Origin of the sequence: Tardiphaga sp. 813_E8_N1_3 (assembly GCF_051811025.1) — a bacterium.
Lineage (GTDB): Bacteria > Pseudomonadota > Alphaproteobacteria > Rhizobiales > Xanthobacteraceae > Tardiphaga.
This window is the reverse complement of sequence record NZ_JBPWQE010000001.1, coordinates 3,440,132-3,464,607: the sequence shown is the minus strand read 5'-3', so window position 1 is coordinate 3,464,607 and position 24,476 is coordinate 3,440,132. Positions and strand designations below refer to the sequence as shown.

The 24,476-nt window shown below is 62.0% G+C and carries 24 protein-coding genes; 17 read left to right on the top strand and 7 right to left on the bottom strand.

Going from position 1 to position 24,476, the window contains the following annotated elements:
* Nucleotides 1–19: 19 nt before the first annotated feature.
* Complete coding sequence (locus AB8A33_RS16590; protein WP_093761935.1) at nucleotides 20–466, top strand: c-type cytochrome; 447 nt, start codon at nucleotides 20–22, stop codon at nucleotides 464–466.
* 8 nt (nucleotides 467–474) lie between these two features.
* Here the strand turns inward: AB8A33_RS16590 and AB8A33_RS16585 are convergent, their stop codons facing one another.
* From AB8A33_RS16585 to AB8A33_RS16575, 3 genes are all read right to left on the bottom strand, one after another.
* Nucleotides 475–828, bottom strand: a complete 354-nt coding sequence (locus AB8A33_RS16585; RefSeq protein WP_092147657.1) for a type II toxin-antitoxin system PemK/MazF family toxin — start codon at nucleotides 826–828, stop codon at nucleotides 475–477.
* Complete coding sequence (locus AB8A33_RS16580) at nucleotides 815–1,030, bottom strand: type II toxin-antitoxin system PrlF family antitoxin (protein WP_439093747.1); 216 nt, start codon at nucleotides 1,028–1,030, stop codon at nucleotides 815–817. Before AB8A33_RS16580 ends, AB8A33_RS16585 begins: the two co-directional genes overlap by 14 nt.
* Before the next feature lie 144 nt (nucleotides 1,031–1,174).
* Complete coding sequence (locus tag AB8A33_RS16575; protein ID WP_439093745.1) at nucleotides 1,175–1,597, bottom strand: CHRD domain-containing protein; 423 nt, start codon at nucleotides 1,595–1,597, stop codon at nucleotides 1,175–1,177.
* A gap of 164 nt (nucleotides 1,598–1,761) precedes the next feature.
* Between AB8A33_RS16575 and AB8A33_RS16570 the strand changes: the two genes are divergently transcribed.
* The 3 genes from AB8A33_RS16570 (at nucleotide 1,762) to AB8A33_RS16560 (ending at nucleotide 5,520) form a co-directional block, all read left to right on the top strand.
* Nucleotides 1,762–2,682: a cytochrome c gene (locus AB8A33_RS16570; protein ID WP_120291162.1), complete on the top strand. Its 921-nt coding sequence runs from the start codon at nucleotides 1,762–1,764 to the stop codon at nucleotides 2,680–2,682.
* Nucleotides 2,683–2,839: 157 nt separating this feature from the next.
* Complete coding sequence (locus AB8A33_RS16565) at nucleotides 2,840–3,814, top strand: DMT family transporter (RefSeq protein ID WP_120290695.1); 975 nt, start codon at nucleotides 2,840–2,842, stop codon at nucleotides 3,812–3,814.
* A gap of 275 nt (nucleotides 3,815–4,089) precedes the next feature.
* The gene (locus tag AB8A33_RS16560; RefSeq protein WP_068738114.1) at nucleotides 4,090–5,520 is read left to right on the top strand and encodes an aldehyde dehydrogenase family protein; all 1,431 of its coding nucleotides are present in this window, start codon (nucleotides 4,090–4,092) and stop codon (nucleotides 5,518–5,520) included.
* A 199-nt stretch (nucleotides 5,521–5,719) separates the two neighbouring features.
* Here the strand turns inward: AB8A33_RS16560 and AB8A33_RS16555 are convergent, their stop codons facing one another.
* Nucleotides 5,720–6,679, bottom strand: a complete 960-nt coding sequence (locus tag AB8A33_RS16555) for an SMP-30/gluconolactonase/LRE family protein (protein WP_120290697.1) — start codon at nucleotides 6,677–6,679, stop codon at nucleotides 5,720–5,722.
* A gap of 146 nt (nucleotides 6,680–6,825) precedes the next feature.
* Here AB8A33_RS16555 and AB8A33_RS16550 point away from each other — a divergent pair, with 146 nt between their 5' ends.
* A complete protein-coding gene (locus tag AB8A33_RS16550) occupies nucleotides 6,826–7,641 on the top strand; it encodes an NAD-dependent epimerase/dehydratase family protein (protein WP_120290699.1) in 816 nt (271 codons plus the stop codon).
* A gap of 320 nt (nucleotides 7,642–7,961) precedes the next feature.
* Complete coding sequence (locus AB8A33_RS16545; protein WP_120290701.1) at nucleotides 7,962–9,668, top strand: IlvD/Edd family dehydratase; 1,707 nt, start codon at nucleotides 7,962–7,964, stop codon at nucleotides 9,666–9,668.
* A gap of 2 nt (nucleotides 9,669–9,670) precedes the next feature.
* Here the strand turns inward: AB8A33_RS16545 and AB8A33_RS16540 are convergent, their stop codons facing one another.
* A complete protein-coding gene (locus tag AB8A33_RS16540; RefSeq protein WP_439088989.1) occupies nucleotides 9,671–10,582 on the bottom strand; it encodes a ribokinase in 912 nt (303 codons plus the stop codon).
* Between the two features lie 5 nt (nucleotides 10,583–10,587).
* Complete coding sequence (locus AB8A33_RS16535; protein WP_120291164.1) at nucleotides 10,588–11,481, bottom strand: sugar kinase; 894 nt, start codon at nucleotides 11,479–11,481, stop codon at nucleotides 10,588–10,590.
* A 204-nt stretch (nucleotides 11,482–11,685) separates the two neighbouring features.
* Between AB8A33_RS16535 and AB8A33_RS16530 the strand changes: the two genes are divergently transcribed.
* Nucleotides 11,686–12,531 carry a VOC family protein gene (locus AB8A33_RS16530; RefSeq protein ID WP_231077407.1) on the top strand — a complete coding sequence of 282 codons (846 nt, stop codon included), beginning with the start codon at nucleotides 11,686–11,688 and terminating at the stop codon, nucleotides 12,529–12,531.
* A gap of 97 nt (nucleotides 12,532–12,628) precedes the next feature.
* Here the strand turns inward: AB8A33_RS16530 and AB8A33_RS16525 are convergent, their stop codons facing one another.
* On the bottom strand, nucleotides 12,629–13,390 hold the full coding sequence (locus AB8A33_RS16525) for a sulfite exporter TauE/SafE family protein (protein WP_120291166.1): 762 nt from the start codon (nucleotides 13,388–13,390) through the stop codon (nucleotides 12,629–12,631).
* A gap of 231 nt (nucleotides 13,391–13,621) precedes the next feature.
* On the opposite strand from AB8A33_RS16525, the gene AB8A33_RS16520 reads away from it, so the two are divergent.
* From AB8A33_RS16520 to AB8A33_RS16475, 10 genes are all read left to right on the top strand, one after another.
* Nucleotides 13,622–14,281, top strand: coding sequence for a TetR/AcrR family transcriptional regulator (locus AB8A33_RS16520; protein ID WP_309949136.1), 660 nt, complete (start codon nucleotides 13,622–13,624; stop codon nucleotides 14,279–14,281).
* A gap of 194 nt (nucleotides 14,282–14,475) precedes the next feature.
* Nucleotides 14,476–15,207 (top strand): ABC transporter permease, encoded by a 732-nt coding sequence (locus AB8A33_RS16515; RefSeq protein ID WP_433993659.1) that lies wholly within the window; start codon nucleotides 14,476–14,478, stop codon nucleotides 15,205–15,207.
* 72 nt (nucleotides 15,208–15,279) lie between these two features.
* Complete coding sequence (locus AB8A33_RS16510; RefSeq protein WP_439093743.1) at nucleotides 15,280–16,272, top strand: ABC transporter substrate-binding protein; 993 nt, start codon at nucleotides 15,280–15,282, stop codon at nucleotides 16,270–16,272.
* 50 nt (nucleotides 16,273–16,322) lie between these two features.
* Complete coding sequence (locus AB8A33_RS16505; protein WP_439093742.1) at nucleotides 16,323–17,174, top strand: ABC transporter ATP-binding protein; 852 nt, start codon at nucleotides 16,323–16,325, stop codon at nucleotides 17,172–17,174.
* An 11-nt stretch (nucleotides 17,175–17,185) separates the two neighbouring features.
* Nucleotides 17,186–18,598: a hypothetical protein gene (locus tag AB8A33_RS16500; RefSeq protein WP_439095953.1), complete on the top strand. Its 1,413-nt coding sequence runs from the start codon at nucleotides 17,186–17,188 to the stop codon at nucleotides 18,596–18,598.
* 2 nt (nucleotides 18,599–18,600) lie between these two features.
* A complete protein-coding gene (locus tag AB8A33_RS16495) occupies nucleotides 18,601–19,752 on the top strand; it encodes a Gfo/Idh/MocA family protein (protein WP_439093741.1) in 1,152 nt (383 codons plus the stop codon).
* Nucleotides 19,753–19,760: 8 nt separating this feature from the next.
* Nucleotides 19,761–20,960, top strand: coding sequence for a dihydrodipicolinate synthase family protein (locus AB8A33_RS16490; RefSeq protein WP_439093740.1), 1,200 nt, complete (start codon nucleotides 19,761–19,763; stop codon nucleotides 20,958–20,960).
* Between the two features lies 1 nt (nucleotide 20,961).
* Entirely contained in the window at nucleotides 20,962–21,825 is an 864-nt protein-coding gene (locus AB8A33_RS16485) for a sugar phosphate isomerase/epimerase family protein (RefSeq protein WP_439093738.1), read from the top strand.
* Nucleotides 21,826–22,566: 741 nt separating this feature from the next.
* Entirely contained in the window at nucleotides 22,567–23,274 is a 708-nt protein-coding gene (locus AB8A33_RS16480; RefSeq protein ID WP_092147699.1) for a TetR/AcrR family transcriptional regulator, read from the top strand.
* 1 nt (nucleotide 23,275) lies between these two features.
* On the top strand, nucleotides 23,276–24,472 hold the full coding sequence (locus tag AB8A33_RS16475) for an efflux RND transporter periplasmic adaptor subunit (protein WP_439093736.1): 1,197 nt from the start codon (nucleotides 23,276–23,278) through the stop codon (nucleotides 24,470–24,472).
* Nucleotides 24,473–24,476: the final 4 nt, after the last annotated feature.

The following is a 24,476-nucleotide window of genomic DNA, read 5'->3' as shown; positions in this document are numbered from 1 at the left end:
CAAACAGGGGTATTGGTTGATGAAACGTGCGCTTCTCGTTGTCGGAGCTTTGCTGTTGGGTGTGGGGGCGGTCTCGGCCCAGCAAGAGATCGTCAAGGAACGCCAGACGCTGATGAAGTCCAATGGTCGCGCTCTTGGCGGCACGCTCAGCGCGATGGCCAAGGGCGACAAGCCCTATGATCAGGCCGCGGTCGAGGCCGCGCTGACCGTGCTGGACGAAACCGCCAAGAAGCTGCCGACACTGTTTCCGGACAGCACCAAGGGTCTGAAGGCCGAGGGTGACTATTCGACGTCGCCGAAGGTCTGGGAAGACAAGGCCGGTTTCGATGCCCACATCGTCACCTTCGCCAAGGCCGTCACCGACGCCAAGGCCAAGATCAAGGATCTCGACAGCCTCAAGGCGAATGTCGGCGGCATCGGCAAGGCATGCGGTGGCTGTCACGAGACGTTCAGGCTCAAGATCTGAGTCAGACCTCAGTCGGCAGAGCTATTTACGGACAAGATTGTCTGAAGTTGGTGCATGACATTTCGAAGCGCAGGCTTGGCGATCTTGCCGATGCGGTCAGCGTGCCGAACTTCAATGGTCGCGATCTTGAACGGGCGAACGACTGATGCGACGGGGAGGCCGCTACGCTCGTGGTTCGGGATGGGTACATCGCCGAGCCATGGCCTGTTCTCTGCGGATGTAATCATGACGACCCAGAGCAACGCGCTGGCTTCTCCTATCGGGCCGGAAGACACGACCAAAGCGGGGCGACGTTGCCTCGTGTCCTTATCTGTATAAGGAAATGGGACGCGGATGATATCGCCTTGCTCAAAGTCGGCCATAGGCCTTCCGGTCAGCGGCGCTATCCCATTCGTCGAATGTCGCGAAGGGGTCTTCGGGGTTGCTCTGCTCGGCACGCGTAAGGACGACGCGGCCTTCTTCGATGGCATAGGCGATCTCGTCGCCTTCCTTCAGCCCAAGCGCCGCGCGCACGGGTTGGGGGATCGTCGTCTGAGCCTTGCTGGTCATCTTGCTGGTGATCATCGAGCATCCTCAGATTACAATGTAAGGAAAGTCCTTACATTGTTCAAGTGGATGTCTTGCTCCGGAAATGAGATGTTTCCCGACAGCACGAGGGCGAGTGCTGTAGCACTCGCCCTCGTGTCCAAGCCATGTTCGGCACGAATGTTACTTCGTCACCTGTCCGCGGATCTCGCCGCCTTTGTTGGCCTCAGTGTGGATGTTGACATAGTACTTGCCGGCCAACAGGTCGGCGGCCTGTGCGTTGGTCAGCGTGGCGCTGCCTTCGGAGCCGGATGTGGCTGGTGTGATCGGTACGGCCACTCCGGCATTCTTGCCGGCTTCGGCGGGGCCGTGGAAATGCGCCATGGTCGCAGGACCCGTGAGGCCGGAATAGGTCAGCTTCCAGGTCAGCTTCTTGGTAGCGGGATCGAAGTCGATATCGGCGGTGCCCTTGCCGGCGCTGGTATTGGCGGGCACTTCGGAAGCGCTGTTGAGGGTCGCCTTCATCTTGTCGGCGCAAGCGGGGCCGGCGAGGGCGATGCTGGTGCCGAGCGCGAGGGACGCGAGCATGATCGAACGAGGTAACATGGGTTTCTCCCTGATGATGGTGCGGTCGTCATGGCTGGAAACATCCGAGACGCCAATTCATTCCCCCGGGAGCCTAAGGGATGGATCACGGTTTCGTTCCGGCAGCGGCTGTTCGACGCGCTTTATGTGCTGAAGTTTGACCCGGATACCAATTGGACATGCACGTGCTGAAACGGCTTTTCATTCTCGCATTTGTCGCGGCTGTCATCGGCCTCGGCGTGTTCTGGTGGCTGACGATTCCCGTAATGGTGGCTGCGAGCACGCTCCCGCCGCACACGCCCAATCCCGGCAATGGCGCAGTGGTCTTCAATGCCGGTGGCTGCTCGTCATGCCATGCGACGCCGGCGCAGCAGGATCGGCTCAAGCTCGGGGGCGGGCTCCCGCTGACATCGCCGTTCGGTACGTTCTATGTGCCCAACATCTCGCCCGATCCCACGGCCGGTATCGGCCGCTGGAGCGAGGCTGATTTTGTGACGGCGCTGCTGAAGGGCACGTCGCCGAACGGCTCGCATTACTTTCCGGCTTTTCCCTACACGTCCTACCAGCAGATGAAGGTGGAGGATATCAGGGACCTGTTCGCTTTTCTGAAGACGCTGCCACCGGTGGCCAGCAAGGCGCCGGATCATGCGGTGCCATTTCCATTTAACATCCGCCGCAACCTCGGCGTCTGGAAGCTGCTGTTCCTCGATGGCAAACCCTTCGAGGCGGATGCTTCGAAGTCGCCGCAGTGGAATCGCGGCAGCTATCTGGTGAATGCGCTGGGCCACTGCGCCGAGTGCCACAGCCCGCGCAATGCATTGGGCGGCATCGTGACGGCACAGCGCTTTGCCGGCGGTCCGAACCCCGACGGCGAGGGTTGGGTGCCCAACATCACCCAGAAGCGTCTCGGTGACTGGAGCGAAAAGGACATCGCGTATTTCCTGGAGACCGGGCAGACGCCGGACGGCGACACCGCCGGTGGCTCCATGGCCCGCGTGATCCGCAATACCTCCCAGTTGAGCGCAGACGACCGCTCGGCGATGGCGCTCTATCTGAAGTCGCTCCCTGCGGTGGAGGGGCCCATCAGACCCGCCAAAAAGGGCTAAAACCGCCCGCGCAAGGTTGGGTTGTGGCGAGGTGCAGCCCTGCATGGAAACCCGCCAAGCCATGTCGCATCGGCGGTTTTCGTGAGGAGGCTCACGTGATTGTGTGCTGCAACATGAACGCCCCCGCGATTCCCCTGATCTCCATTTCCCCGAACTCATGAACATCTTCAAAGCCGTGTCGCTGAAGATTGCGAGCACCATGGCGTTTGCCATCATGGGCGCGCAGGGTCGCTATCTCGGCAGCGAAGTGCCGCTCGGCGAGATCGTGTTCGCCCGCGGGTTGTTTGCGCTGATCCCGATCGTGCTGTTTTTCGGCTGGCGCGGCCAATTGCGCGGCGCGCTGCGCACCAACCGCGTCTCCGCACATCTGGTGCGCGGTTCGTTCAGCGTGATCGGGACGTTCTGCACCTTCGGCGCGCTGGCGCGATTGCCGATCGCGGACGTGACCGCCATTGCCTTCATCGCGCCGCTGATCACCGTGGTGTTCGCCGCGATCTTCCTGAAAGAGCAGGTCCATGCCTATCGCTGGTCAGCGGTGGCAATCGGTTTTTCCGGCGTGATCCTGATGCTGTCGCCGTATTTCCACGATCACGCAGTGCTGACCACGTCGATGATCATCGGTCTGTCGCTGGCGCTGCTCAATGCCTTCTCGTCGGGCGGTGCGACCATCCAGATCCGCCGGCTGACCGCAACGGAGTCCTCATCCGCGATTGTCATCTTCATGACGCTGATCGTGATGGCGGCGTCGCTGCTCACGGCGCCATTCGGCTGGCGCTGGCCGACGAGTTTCGAATTGGCGCTGCTGATCGGCATCGGCATTTCCGGTGGGCTCGGGCAGATGCTGTTCACCGAGAGCTATCGCTATGCGCCGGCGTCCTTCCTTGCACCGTTCGACTACACGGCGATGTTGTGGGCCTTCTTGCTCGGCTTCTGGATGTTCGGCGAAGTGCCGACGCCTTACGTGGTCGGCGGCGCGGTAATCGTCGCGGGCGCAGGCATCTTCGTCATCCTGCGCGAGCGCCATCTCGGCCTGAAGCGGCTGCGCGACACGCCAATGTCGCCGATTTCCACCATGGCCGACGATGAAGCCGACCCGGATGCGCCCATCGCTGTCCGCGCAAAGTCACGCTGATTTTTCGCTCAATTTTGTTGCAATGCACACTGCGCTTTGCTGGCAAGCTGTGCCATTTCGATTTTAGAACGCGCGCAAAACACGGGGCCTTGCTCCTGCCACGCGGCTGGATTTATATGCATTTGCTGCTTTCACGCGGCACCCCGTGCATGACGGGCTCATGAGGCGAAATGACCGCGCAAGGGTGCTTGCCGGACGTGTCGTTCTTTCCCAGATAGACCCGGCTGCACAGAATTTTCTGACGACAGACGTTCCCGCAATCAAAGAGGTTACCAATGGTCAACCGCCTGCAATTCTACATCGATGGCGCCTGGGTCGATCCCGTCGTCAAAAAGACCACCCCTGTCGTCAATCCGGCGACTGAAGATGCGATGTACGACATTGCGCTGGGCTCCAAGGCCGACGTCGACAAGGCTGTCGCCGCTGCCAAGCGCGCTTTCGAGACGTTCTCCCAGACCACCCGTGAAGAGCGCATCGCGCTGCTCGAAAAGATCATCGCGGTCTACAAGACCCGTATGTCGGATATCGGTGCGTCGGTCTCCGACGAGATGGGCGCTCCGCTGCCGATGGCCGAGAAGCTGCAGGCCGGTGCCGGGCTCGGTCATCTCGTCGCCACGCTCGACGTGCTGAAGACCTACAAGTTCGACGAGGCGCACAACGCCGCCATGATCACGAAGGAGCCGATTGGCGTCGTCGGCATGATCACCCCGTGGAATTGGCCGCTGAACCAGATCGCCTGCAAGGTCGCACCCGCGCTCGCCGCCGGCTGCACTATGCTGCTGAAGCCGTCGGAATACACCCCGACCTCGGCCTTGATCTTCGCGGAAATCCTCCATGAAGCCGGGGTGCCGAAAGGCGTGTTCAACCTCGTGAATGGTTTGGGCCCCGACGTCGGCGTCGCCATGAGCGAGCATCCCGACATCGACATGATCTCCTTCACCGGTTCGACTCGCGCCGGCATCGACGTTGCCAAGCGCGCCGCGAACACCGTGAAACGCGTCAGCCAGGAACTCGGCGGCAAGTCGCCGAACGTGATCCTCGATGGCGCCGACTTCGTGAAGGCCGTCACCGGTGGCGTCGCGCACATGTTCAACAACTCCGGACAGTCGTGCAACGCGCCGAGCCGCATGATCGTGCCGCAGGCGAAGATGAAGGAAATCGCTGCCATCGCGAAGGCGCAGGCCGACAAGACCAAGGCCGGCGATCCGCGCGCTGATGGCACCGTGATCGGTCCGGTGGTCAATCGCGGCCAGTGGGACAAGATCCAGGGCCTGATCCAGAAGGGCATCGAGGAAGGCGCCACGCTGGTCGCCGGCGGCCCCGGCCTGCCGGAAGGCGTCAACAAGGGCTTCTATGTGCGTCCGACGATCTTCGCCGACGTCACCGAGAACATGACCATCGCGCGCGAGGAAATCTTCGGGCCGGTGCTTGTGATCATGGGGTCCAAGGACGAAGCCGATGCGCTCCGCATCGCCAATGACACCCCGTACGGCCTCGCTGGCTACGTCTCGGCTGACACGGTCGAGAACGCCCGCAAGTTCGGCCGTCGCATCCGCGCTGGCAACGTCAACCTGCAGGGCGCGCCAAACGACCGCACTGCGCCGTTCGGCGGCTACAAGCAGTCCGGCAACGGCCGCGAATGGGGCAAGCATGGTCTCGAGGACTTCCTCGAGGTCAAGGCAATCGCCGGCTACACCGCGGCGTAAGACCGCGTCGTTGAAGCGCAAGCTTCGTGACTGAAAACGCCGGCATGGAGCTATCCATGCCGGCGTTTTTGTTTCTACGATGGTCTCTCCGCCGTCATTGCGAGGAGCGAAGCGACGCGGCAATCCAGAAGGCCACAAGCGTGGAAAGACTGGATTGCTTCGCTACGCTCGCAATGACGTTGAGAGGGCGGTGTACCCGTCAGCCCCCAAACGCCCCCTGCGTGTTTACATACACCGCATAGATCGACTGGCTCGATGCCATGAACAGCCGGTTGCGTTTCACGCCGCCGAAACAGACATTGGCACAGCGCTCGGGCAGCGCGATGCGGCCGATCTGTTCGCCGTCGGGCGCGAAGATGAAGACACCGTCTAGCTCCGGCTTGCCCATGCCCCAGCCGCACCACAGATTGCCATCGATATCGCAGCGCATGCCGTCGGGCGTGCCCGGGCCCGCATCGATCAGTACGCGCTTGTTCTTCAACGTCTTGCTGTCGGCGGCGACGTCGTAAGCGAGAATCTTGCGGTTCGGCACGCCGCGGGATTCCACGACATAGAGCAGCTTCTCGTCAGGCGAAAAACACAGTCCGTTCGGGCCGAGAACATCATCGGCGACGATGGTGGACGTCAACGTATCGCCGTCGATGCGATAGATATTCTGTCCGATCTCGGATGGCGCTTTGTTGCCCTCATAGTCACTCATCAATCCGAAGGGGGGATCCGTGAACCAGATCGAGCCGTCGGACTTCACTACGACGTCATTCGGCGAGTTCAGCTTCTTGCCTTCGAAATTGTCCATCAGCACCGTGATGGAGCCGTCATATTCGGTGCGGGTGATGCGGCGGCCGTGTTCGCAGGTGATCAGGCGTCCCTGGCGATCCCGCGTGTTGCCATTGCCGTAATTCGACGGCTTGCGGAAATCGCTGACCGCGCCGGTTTCCTCTTCCCATTTGATAATGCGGTTGTTGGGAATATCTGAACACAATAGATAGCGGCCGTCACCGAACCATATCGGACCTTCGGCCCAGCGCATGCCGGTCGCGATGCGTTCAATGGCGCCGAGCTTGATCCAGTATTTTTCGAAGCGGGGATCGAGGGCGTGAATGGCGGGGTCGGGATAATAGGTCGCCGGCTGCCAGCCGCGCGATGATGTGTCGGACATTGGCGTCTCGTTCTCTGTCGTTTCCTCGGATGCGTTTGCTAACATTGGCGAGGGTAGGCGGCAAGCAATGCCGGTTCCACTGCCTTGCCGTCGCGCCCGCGCCGCGCCATACTTGTCTGACAACTGACAACATTACGAGGGACGGAATGAAGATCTTGATGACGGGCGCATCTGGCGGAATTGGCACGCGCTTGCGCGAATTGCTGCCGCCGATCTATCCGGACCTCGTGCTGAGCGATCTCACCACGCCACCGAATCTCAAGCCAAATGAAAACTTCAAGCAGGCTGATCTGGCCGATCTCGCCGCCGTCGAGGCGATCTGCGAAGGCGTCGATGGCATCCTGCATTTCGGCGGTTTCTCGGTGGAGGGGCCATGGGACACCATTCTGCAGGCCAATATCATCGGCGGTTACAATCTGTTCGAGGCAGCGCGCAAGAAGGGCGTCAAGCGCATTATCTTCGCGTCGTCCAATCACGCGGTCGGCTTCTATCCACGCCACAGCAAAATCCCGCCGGACGTTACGGCACGGCCGGACAGCCGCTACGGCGTCAGCAAGGTGTTCGGCGAGGCGGTGGGCTCGCTCTATGCCGACAAATACGGGCTGTCGGTGACATGCCTGCGGATCGGCAATTTCGGCGACAGGCCGCTTGATCAACGTCGGCTGTCGATTTGGCTCAAGCCCGAGGATCTGGTGCAGCTCTGCCGGATCGGCCTCGAACATCCCGCCATCCATTTTGAGGTGTTGTATGGCGCGTCCTATAACGAGCGCGCCTGGTGGGACAATTCACGCGCTTATGAGCTTGGCTATCGTCCGACGGGGAAGGGCGAGGATCACCGCGAGCACGCGATGGCGGAACAGGCAAAAATGAAGCCCGATCCGGTCGGCGATTTCTATCAAGGCGGGGCGTTTTGCAGCGCCGAATTCGCCGGCGACTTCAGCAAGGTCTGGGAGCCGAAGTAAGACGGCCCTTCCTTGAGATTGTGTGCCGGCCGTGCGCTCCTTCTCCCCGCTCTGCGCGGGGAGAAGGTGGGATGAGGGGCGGGGCAGGCGCTCTCGCCAATTCGAGAACGAGAAGCTCGCTGTGAATATGGGCGCGGCGCGATCCGAGATTACTTCGATGTGGAGAGCGCCTCCATGCCCCTCACCCGACCGGCTGCGCCGCTCGACCTCTCCCCGCGCAGAGCGGGGAGAGGTTAGGCTGCACCGTCCGGCGCCCGTTGACATCCTTTCCAGCGGCTTCATAAGAAGCATTCAAAACAAGCTTGGAATGGGAACGCGACATGGCCGACGGATTGCGCAAGGGGCTGACCAGTTACGGCGATGCCGGGTTTTCACTGTTCCTGCGCAAGGCCTTCATCAAGGCCATGGGTTATTCCGACGATGCGCTGGATCGGCCCATCGTGGGGATTACCAACACCCATAGCGACTACAATCCGTGCCACGGCAATTCGCCCCAGATCATCGAGGCGGTGAAGCGCGGCGTGATGCTGGCCGGCGCGCTGCCGATGGTGTTTCCGACCATCTCGATCGGCGAAAGCTTCGCCCATCCGACCTCGATGTATCTGCGCAATCTGATGGCGATGGATACCGAGGAGATGATCAAGGCGCAGCCGATGGATGCAGTGGTGGTGATCGGCGGCTGCGACAAGACGCTGCCGGCGCAGATCATGGCGGCGCTGTCGGTCGATCTGCCGACGGTGGTGATCCCGGTCGGCCCAATGGTGGTCGGCCATCACAAGGGAGAAGTGCTCGGCGCTTGCACCGACTGCCGGCGCATGTGGGGCAAGTTCCGCGCCGGCGAGATCGACCAGCAGGAAATCGACGACGTCAATGCGCGCCTCGCGCCGTCGGTTGGCACATGCATGGTGATGGGCACGGCGTCGACCATGGCCTGCATCACCGAGGCGATGGGCCTGTCGCTGCCGATGAGTGCGACCATTCCCGCGCCGCATGCCGAGCGCTTCCGGTCCGCCGAAGCCAGCGGCAAGGTTGCCGCGACGCTCGCCAAGAACAAGGGGCCGAAGCCGAGCGAATTCCTGACACCGGGTTCTTTCCGCAATGCGCAGGTGGTGCTGCAGGCGATCGGCGGCTCGACCAACGGCCTCATTCATCTCACCGCGATGGCAAACCGTACGCCGAACCGGATCGATCTCGCCGCTTTCGACGAACTCGGCCGCGATGTGCCGGTGCTGGTCGATCTGAAGCCGTCAGGCGATCACTATATGGAGCACTTCCATCATGCCGGCGGCGTGCCGAAGCTGATGGCGCAGCTCGGCGATCTCATCGATCTCGACGCGAAATCCGTCACCGGCGAGACATTGCGCGAGATCGTGGCGAATGCCGAAGAAGTGCCGGGCCAGGACGTGATCCGCTCGAAGGACAATCCGATCAAGCGCGAAGGCGGGCTGGCAATCCTGCACGGTAATCTGGCGCCGCGTAGCGCGGTCATCAAGCATTCCGCTGCGTCGCCCAAGCTGATGCAGCACACCGGCCGTGCCGTGGTGTTCGAATCCGTCGAGGACATGACCAACCGCGTCGACGATCCCGATCTCGATGTGACTGCGGATGACGTGCTGGTGCTGCGCAATGCCGGTCCCAAGGGCGCACCGGGCATGCCGGAGGCCGGCTATCTGCCGATCCCCATGAAGCTCGCCCGCGCCGGCGTGAAGGACATGGTCCGCATTTCCGATGCGCGCATGAGCGGCACGGCCTTCGGCACCATTGTGCTGCACATCACGCCGGAGAGCGCCGTGGGTGGCCCGCTGGCGCTTGTGAAGAACGGCGACATGATCCGTCTGGATGTGGCGAAACGGTCGATCGATCTGTTGGTCGACGATGCCGAGCTTGCGAAGCGCCAGGCTGCGCTCCCGCCAGCGAAGACGCCGGACTGGGCGAAGCGCGGCTATGCGCATCTGTTTCACACCACGATCCTGCAGGCCGATGACGGCTGCGATTTCGACTTCATGACGGCGAAGGGGAAGGGCTGACGCTAGCCGGCAGCCGCCGACACCTCTTTCGCTGTCGGCATCGACGGCCCGGCGCCCATCCGCTGTACGCAAAGCGATGCGGCGACATTAGCATAGCCAATGGCGCTCTGTAGTGAATGTCCATCCGCAAGCTTTGCGGCAACAGCCCCCACGAAACAGTCGCCGGCACCGGTGGTGTCAACGGCCTTCACGATGCGGGCGGCTTCGAGGTGGACCCGGCCATCGATCAGCGCGATCGCGCCGCGCTTGCCCAGCGTGATGCAGATGTTCGGCCGATGATCGGTTTGCAATGTCGATGCGGCGGCGATGAATCGCGCATCGGGATCGGTGTCGTGCAGTTCGAGACTTGCGAGCAGGCCGAGTTCGCTTTCATTGAGGATCAGAATATCCACCAGAGCCATCAGCTCACGGTCAATCGGCATCGCCGGTGCCGGATTGAGAATCGTCGTTGCACCGGATTCGCGCGCCCGCGTGAAGAAAGCCGTGATGGCCGGCAGCGGAATCTCGAATTGGCTGACGGCGATATCGCCTTTTCGGAATGCGGACGCAGCGACATCGGCCGCATTGACCAACGCATTGGCGCCGGGAATGACAACGATGGTGTTCTCAGCTTTCGCAACGGTGATGATCGCTGTTCCCGTGCCGGCGCCAGCGACCTCACGCACGTAAGCGAGATCGACGCCCTGCATGGCCAGAAATGCCCTGGTGTCGCGGCCAAAGGCATCCGCGCCGGTACAGCCGATCAGCATGGTCGCTGCACCAAGTTTCGCCGCAGCAACGGCCTGATTGGCGCCCTTGCCACCGGGAAAATACAACACTTCGCGGCCTGCTACAGTCTCACCGATTGCCGGATGGCGGTCGACTGTCGCGACCACGTCCATATTGATGCTGCCGGCGACGACAACCTGGCCCATGGTTGTCACACCTGTGCCCGATATTCCTCACGCACCGCCGCGATGTCAGCCAATGTCGGCAGTCCCGCTTCATTGCCCAGCCGCTGGATCTTGAAGGTCGATGCGGCCCGCGCGAATTTGAAATGTTCGGCCCAGCTATGGCCGGGATTGGCCAGATACGAATAGACGTAAGCGCCGTGGAAGACATCGCCGGCGCCATTGGTATCGATCACCTTCTCGCGCGGGATCGGCAGCGCGGGCAGCGTGTGCACTGTGCCGGCCTCGTCATACCAGAGCAGGCCCTTCTCGCCGAGCGTGACGCCGCCGACGCGGCAGCCGCGGCTCTTGAGATAGTCGAGCATCTTCTCTGGCGTCAGGTCCATCTGTTCGCAGAGACGCTCGGCGACGATGGCGACGTCGATGAATTCAAGCAGCTCATGGGTATTGGTGCGCAAGCCGCCGCCGTCGAGTGAGGTGAGGATGCCGGCCTCGCGGCAGAGCTTCGCGTAGTGGATCGCGGCATCGGGCTGATGGCCGTCGATATGGAGCGCGCGGCAGGCACCGAGATTGAGCAGCGGGAACGGATGGATGTGTTCGTCGTCACGGCAGCGGACGATGGCACGCTTGCCGTCTTTCGGCATGATGAAGGACAGCGACGAACTCGCCACTTTGCGCGGATGGACCTCGATGGCGTATTTCGCCGACATGTCCATGAACATGCGGCCGAGCCAGTCATTGGCGACGGTGGCGATCAGATCGGGCACGATGCCCAGCTTGGCGCAGCAGAAGGCGGCGGTGACCGCATTGCCGCCGAACGACACGGCATAGTCGGAGGCGACATGCTTCTCGTCGCCGGTCGGCATATGGTCGGTGATGAACGTGACGTCGATATAGGTCTGTCCGATAAAGAGTGCCTTCATGAATCCGTCCGTCTCGCCTGAGGGATGGCTGCACCCGTCCGGAGACGGCGCATCAGTCAGCTTAACAGCGGTTGCGACGAGGTCACCACCGAAATTGTGCGATGCCGCAGGATGCCGCAGCCGGGCGGAGTCGGTTTTCAGCATTGCGGCTCGAAAACTGGCATAGTTCGATCACAACAACGCCACGAAGACGGGAGGGATGCGATGATCACCGGGCTGGATCACGTCGTCATTTTGCTGGAGGACCTGGAGGTGGGGATCGCCACCTATCAGACCCTGTTCGCCCGTGCGCCCGCCTGGCGCAGCACCAGCGACGGTGCGGCCATGGCGATCTTCACGGTGGCCAATATGTCGGTCGAGCTGATGGCGCCTGTCGGTCACGGCCCGGCCGCCGATCGCATCAGGGCCGTGCTGCCGGAGCAGGGCGCGACGCTGGCCAGCATCTGTTTCCGGACTGGCGATATCGCTGGGATGCATCGCCGGCTCGATCGCCTGGCGCTGAAGCCTGATCCCATCGCCGAGGTCGAGAGCAGGGATACCGAGACCGGCGCCACACTCTCCTGGAAGCGTACCCGTGCGGCGACGGACGCGACGCGCGGCGTCCGGCAATTCTTTCTCGAACTGTCCGACGAGCGTCCGGTGTCGCCCCCGGTGGGCGATGCGCCGTTCCTTGGCCTCGACCATATCGTTGTCGCCACGCAGGATCCGGAGCGCGCCGCTGCGCTCTATGGCGCGCGACTGGGCCTCGATATGGCGCTCGATCGCTCCAATCCGGATTGGGGCCATCTGATGTTCTTCCGCTGCGGCGATCTGATCGTCGAGGTCGTGCATCGCCCCGACGACAAGGCCGACAAGAATCGCGACAAGCTCTGGGGCATGACCTGGCGCGTCGCTGACGCGGATGCCGTCCGCGAGCGCTTGCTCGCCGCGCATGTCAACGTGTCGGAGGTGCGTAGTGGCCGCAAGCCGGGCACCCGTGTTGTCAGCCTCCGCGATGGCACCTGCGGAATTCCGACGCTGCTGATCGAGCGGACGGGGAAGGATGTGTAGAGGTGTAGGATGGGTAGAGCGTCTTCGCGAAACCCATCATTTAAACGCATGAAAGCGATGGGTTTCGCTGCGCTCTACCCATCCTACGTATTGCTACCTACCGCCACAACATCGAACAACCCTGCCACAGCAGCACCAGCGAGATCACCAGCAACAGCGCATAGGCGATGTTGTAGAACAGGTTGGTGGGCGTGTGTTTCACCAGCCAGATGCCCATGAAATTCGCGATGATGGCCATCGGCAGCAGTGCCAGCGATGTCGCGAAATTGCCGGCGTGGAATTGGCCGAGCGCGAAATAGGGCACGATCTTCAGCGCATTGACGACGGCGAAGAAGATCGTGGTGGTCCCGACCAGCACCAGCTTCGGCAGCCGCTGCGGCAGCACATAGACCTGGAACGGTGGACCGCCCGCCTGGGTCATGAAGGATGTGAAGCCAGATACCGCGCCCCAGAACACGCCGCCGGCCGGGCCCATGCGCGTTGGTTCGATCCTGGCGCGCTTGCGCCAGACATCGATCACGAAGATGAGGCCGATCAAACCAACGGTGATGCGCACGGCATTGTCGGAAATATAGGAGGCGAGTAGCCACGCCAGCGTCATGCCGGCGACGGCGCCCGGCAACATGATCTTCAGATTCGAGGCGTCCCATTCGCGGCGATAGACATAGATCGAGATCAGGTCCTGCGTGATCAGCACCGGCAGCAGCAAGGCGGCGGCCTCGAGCGGCGGCAGATACAGCGCCAGTAGCGGCGTGGCGGCAATGCCGACGCCCGAGAAGCCGCCTTTGGAGAGGCCAAGGAAAATCACCGCCGGAATGGCGACGGCATAGAAGAACGGGTCTGTGATGATGGCAGGCACAAGCAGGTCCGGTTGGGGCAGGGCAGTGATAGCGACGGCACCCGCAAAAGGCGATGCCCGTTTGCGCATATGGCCCGGAACATGCTTTGTTCTCAAGCGGGCAAACGCATGCTACACGCGATAGACGTGCGGCTGTTGCGTCATTCCGCTGAGCGACGGGATTCGGGTTTGGCAAAAACAACTAAAAAAGCGCCGAAGAAAGCATTGAAGTGGCAGCGTGACCCGGAAGGGATGCGTCTGCGCATTCTCGAGGCTGCCAAGAAGGAATTCGCGAGCAAGGGTCTCGCCGGTGCGCGCGTTGATCGCATCGCCGCACAGGCCGGCGCCAACAAACGCATGCTCTACTATCACGTCGGCAACAAGGATGCGCTCTATCTTGCGGTACTCGAAGGTGCCTATGAGCAGATCCGCGCCGAAGAACGCACGCTCGATCTCGAACATCTCGATCCGCCTGAGGCCATCGAGAGCCTGATCGCCTTCACCTGGAACTATTTTATCCGCAACCCGGAATTCCTCGCGCTGCTCAACACCGAGAATCTGGAGCGCGCGAAGCACATCAAGCGCTCCACGAAGGTGAAGTCGATGCATTCGCCCTTCGTGGAGATGATCCGCACGGTGGTTTTGCGCGGCGTCGCGTCAGGCGATTTCAAGGTCGCGATGGATCCGGTGCAGCTCTACATTTCCATCGCCGCGCTGAGCTTTTTCTATATCGGCAACAATGCCACGCTCAGCGTGATTTTCGGCAGGGATCTCCTGGCGAAGGAGGCGAGGGACGAGCGGCTGGCGCATATGGTGGCGCTCGTCCTGGCGGCGCTCACCGGCCGATCCGTGGCCGAATTCCAGCTCCCGCCGGCGACGGTTGTCCACACCTCGGCCCGCCAAAGCGCCTGAAATCATTGTGTAATTTTCGCTAGTTAAGCGGCCAATTGACAACGGTGAAGCCATGCGCTGTATTTATCCAACGAGTTAAATGCGACCGCGAAGCCGGCATCTGGGAGACGAGACGCGTGAGTGAGAAGAAAGCACCCGGCAGTGTATCGAAGCTGCTGAACGCCTCATGGCTGCGCCCATTCCTGTTGCTGGTGATGATCGTTGTCGGCTGGGATCTGGCGATCCGCATCTTCAACATTCCCGCCTATCAGATCCCTGCGCCGGGCGACGTCGTGAAGGTGCTCTATACCGATTGGCCCGAGCTGCTTTCGCAGTCGTGGCCGACGACTTACGCGACGCTGCTCGGCTTTCTCGCCTCGGCCGTGTTCGGCATTCCCATCGCCATGCTGATCGCCGGCTCCAGGACCGTCGAAAGCTATGTCTATCCACTGCTGGTGTTCTCGCAGTCGATTCCCAAAGTCGCCATCGCACCCTTGTTCGTGGTGTGGTTCGGCTTCGGCATCGTGCCGAAGATCATTGCTGCCTTCCTGCTCGGTTTCTTTCCGGTCGTCGTATCGGCGGTGCAGGGCTTCAAGTCGGTCGATCCCGACATGGTCGATCTCGCCCGCGCCATGAAGGGCAGCCGCTTGCGCGTGTTCTGCGCCGTGAACCTGCCGCACGCGCTGCCGGCGATCTTCTCCGGCCTCAAGGTCTCCGTCACGCTCGCTGTCGTCGGTGCTGTGGTCGGTGAATTCGTCGGCTCCAATTCCGGCATCGGTTATGTGCTGCAGCGCTCGATCGGCACCTTCGATCTGCCGACGATGTTTGCAGCTCTCGTGATCCTCGCGCTGCTCGGCGTCATTCTGTTCTGGCTTGTCGATCGTATCGAACGCTTTGCGATTCCCTGGCACGTCAGCCAGCGCGCGGATGTCTTCATCGGGTCCTGATCGGGACCTGCAATTCCAAACAAGCGGTCCGGCGAAACGGGCCGCGATCACCTGCTTCAATGGGAGGCTAAAATGCTGAAATGGGTTACTGCTGTTTCGACTGCCGCGATCACCGTCACGCTTGCACTCGCCACGCCGGCGGCTGCCGCCGACAAGGTGACGCTGATGCTCAACTGGTATGTCTATGGTGAGCATTCGCCGTTTTACTACGGCAAGGCCAAGGGCATCTATGAAGCCGAAGGCATCGATCTCGACATTCAGGAAGGCCGCGGTTCGGCTGCGACCGTGCAGGCCGTCGCCGCCAAGAGCGTGAATTTCGGCTATGTCGACGTTCCCACCATGATGCGCGCAGCCGTGAAGGGCGCCCCGGTGATCGCCACCGGCGTGCTGCTGCAGACCTCGGCCATGTCGGTGATGGGCTTCGTCGACAAGAACATCAAGAAGCCGGACGACATCAAGGGCAAGACCGTGGCGATCACGCCGGCGGATTCGATGACCCAGATCTGGCCGCTGTTCCTCAAGAAGGCCGGCCTGAAGGAATCCGATTTCAAGACCGTCGCCGGCGACGGACAGACCAAGCTCAACGCCGTCATCAACGGCCAGGCTGACCTGCTGCTCGGCTACGTCATGGACCAGTCCATGAAGATCAAGGATGCCACCGGCAAGGATGTGTATCCGATCAAGTTCGCCGATTACGGCATTCATCTCGTGTCGTCGGGCATCGTCACCAATACCGACTATGCCAAGGCCAATCCGGATCTCGTGAAGCGCTTCATGTCGGCCACCACCAAGGCCGTCGAAGCTGCGTCGAAGGAGCCGAAGGCTGCCGCGCAGTCGATCCTCGATGCCAACCCGAAGGGCGGCAAGATCGAGACCCTGACCCAGGGCTTCGAGCTCACCATCCCGCTCTACACCACGCCGGAAACCAAGGGTAAGCGTCCGTTCCAGGTCACCGATCAGAACATGAAGGAATCGGTAGAGCTGATGGTCGAATACGGCGGTCTGGAAGCCAAGGCCAAGGACAATCCGAAGGCCTTCTACACCAACGAGTATCTGCCGAAGTAACCGGCCCGGCTATCTCGACCGAACTGACGAAACCAACAGGACTAGCCGTAATGACTGCAGCGATGAGGACCATGAGCGTCGATCAACCGAGTGCGCATCTTCGCGTCGTATCCGAGCAGTCCGCACAATCGAAGGCGTCGGGGATCAATCTCTCCGGCGTCTCCAAGACCTATGGGACCGGCGACGGCCAGGTGCAGTCGCTGCGTCCCCTGGACTTCCATATCAATGACGGCGAGTTCTTCGTCGTGGTCGGACCAAGCGGCTGCGGCAAGTCCACGCTGCTCAAACTGATCTCGGGCCTTCTTGCGCCGACATCAGGCGAAATCCACGTCGACGGCAAGAAAGTCACCGAGCCCCATGGCGATGTCGGCATCGTGTTCCAGAACGCGCTGCTGCTGCCGTGGCGGAACATCATCAACAACGTCCTCATGCCGATCGACATGAAGAACCTGCCGCGCGCCCAGTACATGGACCGCGCCAAGCAGCTTCTGAAAATGGTTGGCCTCGAAGGCTTCGAGAAGAAGCTGCCATGGCAGCTGTCCGGCGGTATGCAGCAGCGCGCCTCGATCTGCCGCGCGCTGGTGCACGATCCCAAGATCATGATGATGGACGAGCCGTTCGGCGCGCTCGACGCCATGACGCGCGAGAAGATGAATGTCGAGCTGTCGCGTATTCAGCGCACCACCGGCAAGACGATTCTGCTGATCACGCATTCGATTCCGGAAGCGGTGTTCCTTGCCGACAAGGTGCTGGTCATGACCGAGCGCCCTGGCGGCATCGCTGCGATCTACGACGTGCCGCTCGGCCGCGAGCGCACGCTCGATGCGATGTCGAACCCGATCTTCACCGATCTGGTCGCGCGCATCCGCAAGCACTTCATGACCAACAGCACACTGGACTAAGGCCCATGTCCATGTCGGCACGGATCGCCTTGCGAGACATTACGCTGTTCGAGCGCCACGTGGCGTTCGTGCGGCCGTTTCGCTTTGGCGCTGTGACGGTCAATGCCGCGCCGCAGGCTTTTGTGCGGGCCGAGCTTGAGGTCGAAGGCAAGGGCGTGTTCGTCGGCGCCTCCGCCGAGCTGATGGTGCCGAAGTGGTTCGACAAGCGGCCGCATCTCGCTATCGATGACACCGTGAATGAGCTCCGGCAGTCGCTGGCAATTGCAAAAGAGCTCTATCGCGCGCAGTCGGGTTTCATCTCGGCCTTTGGCCTGCATGCGGCCTGTATCGGCGAGCAGATGAAGGCCTGCGCCGAACTGGACATTCCACCGCTGGCTGCAAGCTTCGGTCCGGCGGAAATCGACAAGGCTGTGCTCGACGCACTGCTGCGTGGCTTGGGCACGGATTTCTTCACGGGCATGAAGGCCAACGTCACCGGTCTTACCGCGCGTCTTGCTCCCGATCTCGGCGCCGACGACATCGCGACGTTCCTGGCCAGCCGTCACCGACTTGAGCGCGTCGCGCTGCGCCACACCGTCGGCCTCGATGATGTGATCGAAGGCGAGGGCGGTGTCGCCGACCCCCGTCAGAATAGCGGCGCGCGTTACTTCAAGCTCAAGATGAACGGCAATCCGGAAGCGGATGCAGCACGGCTGACGCGCATCGGTCAGGCGCTGACGACACTGCCTTACGACTATCAGGTCTCGCTCGACGCCAATGAGCAATATGCCGATCTCAACGCGCTCGGCGTGCTGGTCGATCGCCTCGACAATGACAGCGCACTGGCGCCGATTGCATCCAAGTTACTTTACATCGAACAGCCGATGCCGCGCGACATCACGCGCCAGTCACCGCTCGGCAATTTGTCGTCGCGCAATTTCATCATCGACGAAGCCGACGACAGCTGGGACGCATTCCCCGCCGCCAAGTTGCTGGGCTATCGGGGCATTTCCTCGAAATCCTGCAAGGGCTTCTACAAGTCGATTGCGAATGCGACCCGTGCTGCCGCGTGGAGCGCGCAGGGTGTCGACCATTTCATCACCGGCGAGGATCTCACCTGCCAGGCCGGCCTCGGCGTGCAGCAGGATCTGGCGCTCGGTGCGCTGATCGGCGTCACCCATGCCGAGCGCAACGGCCATCACTACGTCGATGGTTTCGGTACCGCGCCGGATGGTGAGGCCGAGGCCTTCCTGACGGCGCATCCCGATCTCTACCGCCGCGACGGCGACATCATCCGTCTGTCGATTCACGACGGCGATCTCCTCACGGGATCGCTGATCTCTGCCGGATTTGCATCCGGCGCACATCCGGACTGGTCGGCGCTGGCGCCGCTCCAGCTCGCTTCATCCGATCATTCTCAAACTAAAGTTCTCCAGGAGTCCTGACTATGGCTGTCCACCGCCTCGGCATCATCATGAATGGCATCACCGGCCGTATGGGTCTCAATCAGCATCTCGTGCGCTCGATCGTTGCGATCCGTGCGCAGGGCGGCGTGACCCTGAAGAACGGCGATCGCATGATGCCGGATCCGATCCTGGTCGGCCGCAATGCCGAGAAGATCGAAGGCCTCGCCAAGAAGTACGGCATCGAGCGCTGGACCACCGATCTCGACAAGGCCTTCGCCGACAAGAACGACACCATCTTCTTTGACGCTGCCACCACGCAGGCGCGTCCGGGTCTGCTCAACCGCGCGATCGAGGCCGGCAAGCATATCTATTGCGAGAAGCCGATCGCGACCAATCTCGAAGCCGCCCTCGATGTCATCAAGAAGGCCAACGCCAAGGGCCTCAAGCACGGCACGGTGCAGGACAAGCTATTCCTGCCCGGTCTGAAGAAGCTGGCGATGCTGCGCGACAGCGGTTTCTTCGGCAAGATGCTCTCGGTGCGCGGCGAGTTTGGCTACTGGGTATTCGAAGGCGACTGGCAGGAAGCCCAGCGCCCGTCCTGGAACTACCGCGCCGAAGACGGTGGCGGCATGATCCTCGACATGGTCTGCCACTGGCGTTACGTGCTCGACAATCTGTTCGGCGAAGTCGAGAGCCTCACTTGCCTCGGCACCACCGACATCCCGGCGCGCTGGGACGAGCAGGGCAAGAAGTACACGGCCACCGCCGACGACTCGGCCTATGCGACCTTCAAGCTGAAGGGCGGCGTCATTGCCCACATGAACATGTCCTGGGCCACGCGCGTCTATCGCGATGACCTCGTCACCTTCCAGGTCGACGGCACCCACGGTTCGGCCGTTGCCGGTCTCACCGAGTGCATGATCCAGGCCCGCCAGGCGACGCCGCGCCCGATCTGGAATCCCGACGAGAAGCGCACGCACGACTTCTATGCCGACTGGCAGAAGGTTCCGGACAACGCCGTCTACGACAACGGCTTCAAGGAGCAGTGGGAAATGTTCATCCGTCACGTCTGCGAGGATGCGCCCTACAAGTACACGCTGCTCGAAGGCGCCAAGGGCGTGCAGCTCGTCGAATGCGCGCTGGAAAGCTGGAAGGAGCGCCGCTGGATCGACGTTCCCGCACTCAAGGTCTGAGGTTCGCCATGAACAAGCCAGTCATGCCCACGTCTACCGGCTCGACGCTGTCGCTGAAGCTGCCGAAGGCCGATCGTTCGATCGAGACCTATCGTCTCGCAGCGTCGCGGACGTTTCCGGCCAAGCTGGACGGCACGCTGAACCGCATCGCGTTCTCGGCGGCGCATATCGTTGCCGATCCGCTGGCGGAATGCGACCCGTGGCTCAATCAGACCATCGATTGGGACCGCACCATCGCGTTTCGTGAGCACGTCTGGGATCTCGGCCTCGGCGTCGCGGAAGCGATGGACACCGCGCAGCGCGGTATGGGCATGGACTGGCCAACCTCGCTCGAACTCATCACGCGCTCTGTCGCGGCGGCGAAGCCGCGCGGCGCGCTGGTGTTCTCGGGTGCCGGCACTGATCACCTTGCAGTGGAAGATGCCAGGTCGATCGATGATGTGATCAAGGCCTACGAACAGCAGTTCGAAGCCATCGAGAAGGTCGGCGGTCGCATCATCATGATGGCCTCGCGCGCGCTGGCCAAGCTCGGCAAGAGCGCCGAAGATTACGGCCGCGTCTATGACCGTATCCTGTCGCAGTCGGCGCAGCCGGTGATCATCCACTGGCTCGGCGACATGTTCGATCCGGCGCTGGCGAATTACTGGGGTACGCTGAGCCTCGACACCGCGATGGATATCGCCGTCGATGTCATCAACCGTAACGCTGCCAAGGTCGACGGCGTCAAGGTGTCGCTGCTCGATGCACAGCGCGAGATCGACATGCGCCGTCGCCTCAAGCCCGAAGTGAAGATGTATACCGGCGACGATTTCAACTATGCCGAACTGATTGCCGGCGACGACAAGGGCTTCTCGCACGCTCTGCTCGGCATTTTCGACGCCATCGCGCCGGCCGCGTCCTATGCGCTGTCGCGTCTCGCCGCTGGCGACGAGGCCGGCTTCCACGATGTGCTCGGCCCCACGGTTCCGCTGTCGCGTCATATCTTCAAGGCGCCGACGCGGTTCTACAAAACCGGCATCGTGTTCATGGCCTATCTCAACGGCCATCAGGATCACTTCACCATGATCGGCGGGCAGGAGAGCACGCGCTCGACCCAGCATCTCGCCGAACTGTTCCGCCTCGCCGACAAGGCGGGTCTGCTCGCGAATCCCGAACTGGCGACGCAGCGCATGAAGGCGATCATGGCAACGCGCGGGATCGAAGCCTGAGATGCGTGACTTCTCGAATGACCATCGCTGGCTGTCGCTGAACACGGCGACAGTCCGCAAGCAGGGCGACTTCGTCGCCATCGCCGAGGCCTGTGCACGTCACAAGATCCGCGGCGTCTCGCCGTGGCGCGATCAGGTGGCGGCCGTCGGTCTCGACAAGGCCGTGAAGGCCGTGCGGGATCACGACCTCGAACTGTCCGGCTATTGCCGCGGCGGCATGTTCGTCTCGGACGAAGCCCATCGCCAGCAGCAGCGCGACGACAACAAGCGCTGCGTCGATGAAGCGGTGGCATTGGGCTCACCGTGCATCGTGCTGGTCGTCGGCGGTTTGCCACAATATTCGCGGCCGGGCTCTGCGCCCTCGAAGAACATCATCAATGCGCGCGCGCAGGTCGATGATGGTATCGCCGAGATGATGGAATATGCGAGGCAGGCGAAGATGCCGCTGGCCATCGAGCCGCTGCATCCGGCTTACGCGGCCGATCGCGCCTGCGTGAACACCACCGAGCAGGCGCTCGATATCTGCGATCGGCTCGATCCCAACCGCACCGGCATGCTCGGCGTCGCCCTCGACGTCTATCACATCTGGTGGGATCCGGAGCTGCACGCGCAGATCGCGCGGGCAGGGCAGGACCGACTGCTCGCGTTTCACGTCTGCGACTGGCTGGTGCCGACGAAGGACATCCTCAACGACCGCGGCATGATGGGCGACGGCGTCATTGATATCAAATCCGCTCGCGCTGCTGTCGAGGCGCAAGGTTTCGCCGGTTACTCCGAGATCGAGATCTTCTCGGAGAACTGGTGGAGCAAGTCGATGGACGAGGTACTGACCACCTGTATCGAGCGGCATAAGACGGTGGTGTAACTCACGCGGTCACCCACACGCGTCATTCCGGGGCATGGCCGGCTTTTGCCGGACGTGAACCTGGAATTCCGCGATGGCTTCAGGCTCAGAGACTCCCATGTCGGGATTCCGGGCTCGGCCCCGTCGCCTTCGGCGCCGGTCCCGCCCGGAATGACAGTTTGGGACCAAAGCATCCCAAACATTTTTTCCTACATACATTGACAATATACCTACAAGGATCATCCTCCCCTCATCCGGTTCGCGAGGGGCGCTTCTAGAGGCGTCTTGAGGTGGAGATGGGATTGCGGCGCCTGCGGGCATGAGGGAGACGTTCCCTCGCGCACTCGGGAGGCTTTGGGTAGCCGTCCGGGCCCACTACGGGGCTCTGCCGGAAACGGCTGGACTGGGACAGGCCAAAGCGGGGAAACCTGCAGAGGCCACGTCCCAGGAAGCACGGCCCCAGGGACAGAAATCGCCCATAGCAGTCGCAGACTGCGTAAACTTGTCTGCGGTGTGGCGCGCCGTGAGGCGTTGCGCGGTTGCAGCTTACCGGCGTTCCGGTGGAGCGGATCGCGATGAAAACCACCCTTTGCGCTTCACGGCGCGCTGCCACCCCTCATCTTGAGGGGACCGCATAGCTCGGGCGCATTGGCGTCGCGAGAATGCAACACTGTGGCGGCCAGATACCACCTGCAGTCATTCTCCGGATGCAACGCACCATTTTCTTGACACGAATAGAGGTGAGTGCTTACTCACGACGATATGAGCACACTTCGAATGACCCACGACCTCAGGCGCGAGCTGATCCTCAGCGCGGCGAAGCGATGCTTTGCGCGCAATGGATTTGCCGGCACCACGACCAAGAGCGTGGCGGCTGCGGCGTCGATTTCGGAAGGCTTGCTGTTCAAGCACTTCCCGACCAAGTCGGCGCTCTATGCCGAGATCCTGGCGGAGGAATGCGAAGCCGATCCCGCACTGAACAAGCTGCTCGGTCTGCCGCCGTCAACCGAGACGCTGGTGATTCTGATTCGCGGCATGGTCGGGCACTTCCTCGACATTCCGCGCGATCCCGATCCCGATCATGAAGAGGCGCAGCGCCTGCGGCTAATGGTCATCAGCCAGTTGCAGGACGGCGAATTCGCCCGGCTGCTGTTCGACAAGATCGGCGAACTGATCGGCCCGACCTTTACGGCGTCACTTGAAGACGCTGTCCGGACGGGCGACGCGGTCCGGATCGGAAAAGAGCCGATGGGTCTTTTCTGGTTTGCGCACCATACCGCGATGATGGCGGCATTATCGCGCCTTCCCTCGGTTCCCTGTTTGCCTTATGCCAGCACCGCCGACAACGAGCGGCAACTTTGCGAGTTTATTCTCCGCGGTATCGGACTGAAAGACACGGCGATCGCGACGTATATCGATCGCGAGCTTCCGGCGTACCTGATGCCAGCGACTACGACAGAAAGCGCATGACATGACACTCACGACCGAACCCAGCAGCAGCACGGCGCCGCGCGCGACAGTCGAGAAGCCCCGTCCGCGTCCGCGGATGGTGCGTTGGTTCATCATCGTCGGCATCCTGCTGGCGATCCTGGTGGGCGGCCTGGTGGGCTTCAACGCGTTCCGCGCCCACATGATCAAGCAGTTCTTCGCCACCATGAAGCCGCCGCCGAGTGTGGTGAGTGTTGCGGATGCAAAGTCCGAAGTCGTGCCCAACCTGATCAGCGCCGTCGGCGATCTCGCCGCCGTGCATCAGGTCAACGTCACCTCCGACGTCAACGGCCGTATTACCGACATCCAGTTCACCGCGGGCGCGACCGTCAAGGCTGGCCAGCCGCTGGTGCAACTGTTCGACGGACCGGACCAGGGCGACCTCGCCAACTTCAAGGCGGCTGCCACCGTGGCGCGCATCAATCTCGACCGCGCCAAACAGCTCGCCGAGCGTCAGGTTGGTCCGCAGGCCACCGTCGACACCACGCAGGCGGTGTATGATCAGGCACAGGCCAGCATCGCCAAGACCGAAGCGGTGATTTCGCAGAAGCAGGTGCGCGCGCCGTTCGACGGCGTGCTCGGCACGCGTCGGGTCGAAGTCGGCCAGTACCTGACGGCCGGCACGCAGATCGTGTCGCTCACTGATCTGTCCGCCGTCTACAACAACTTCACGGTCACGGAAAAAGACTCCGGCAAGCTGCAGGTCGGTCAGACTGTGCGCATTTCGGTGGACGCTTATCCGGGCCGCAAATTCGAGGGCAAGATCACCACGATCGAGCCGCAGATATCAGCGGATACGCGCAACATTCGTATTCAGGCGACGCTGCAGAATCCGGAAGGCATCCTGAAGCCGGGCATGTTCGCGACCACGACCGTCGTGCTGCCGAACAAACCGGCTGTCATCACCGTGCCGGAGACTGCAGTCGATTACACGCTCTATGGCGACTCGGTTTACCTGATCACCGAGAAGAAGACCGACGATGGCAAGACCGAGCTCTCGGCGGTGCGGACCTTCGTGCGCACTGGCGACCGCATTGATGGCCGTGCGGTGGTCACGCAGGGCCTGAAAGCCGGCGATCGCGTCGTGGCGGTCGGACAGCTCAAGTTGCAGTCGGGCGCTCTGGTGTCGATCTCGACCGATCCATTGCCGCAGATTCCGGCGAAGCCGCCGCTGAACTGAAACC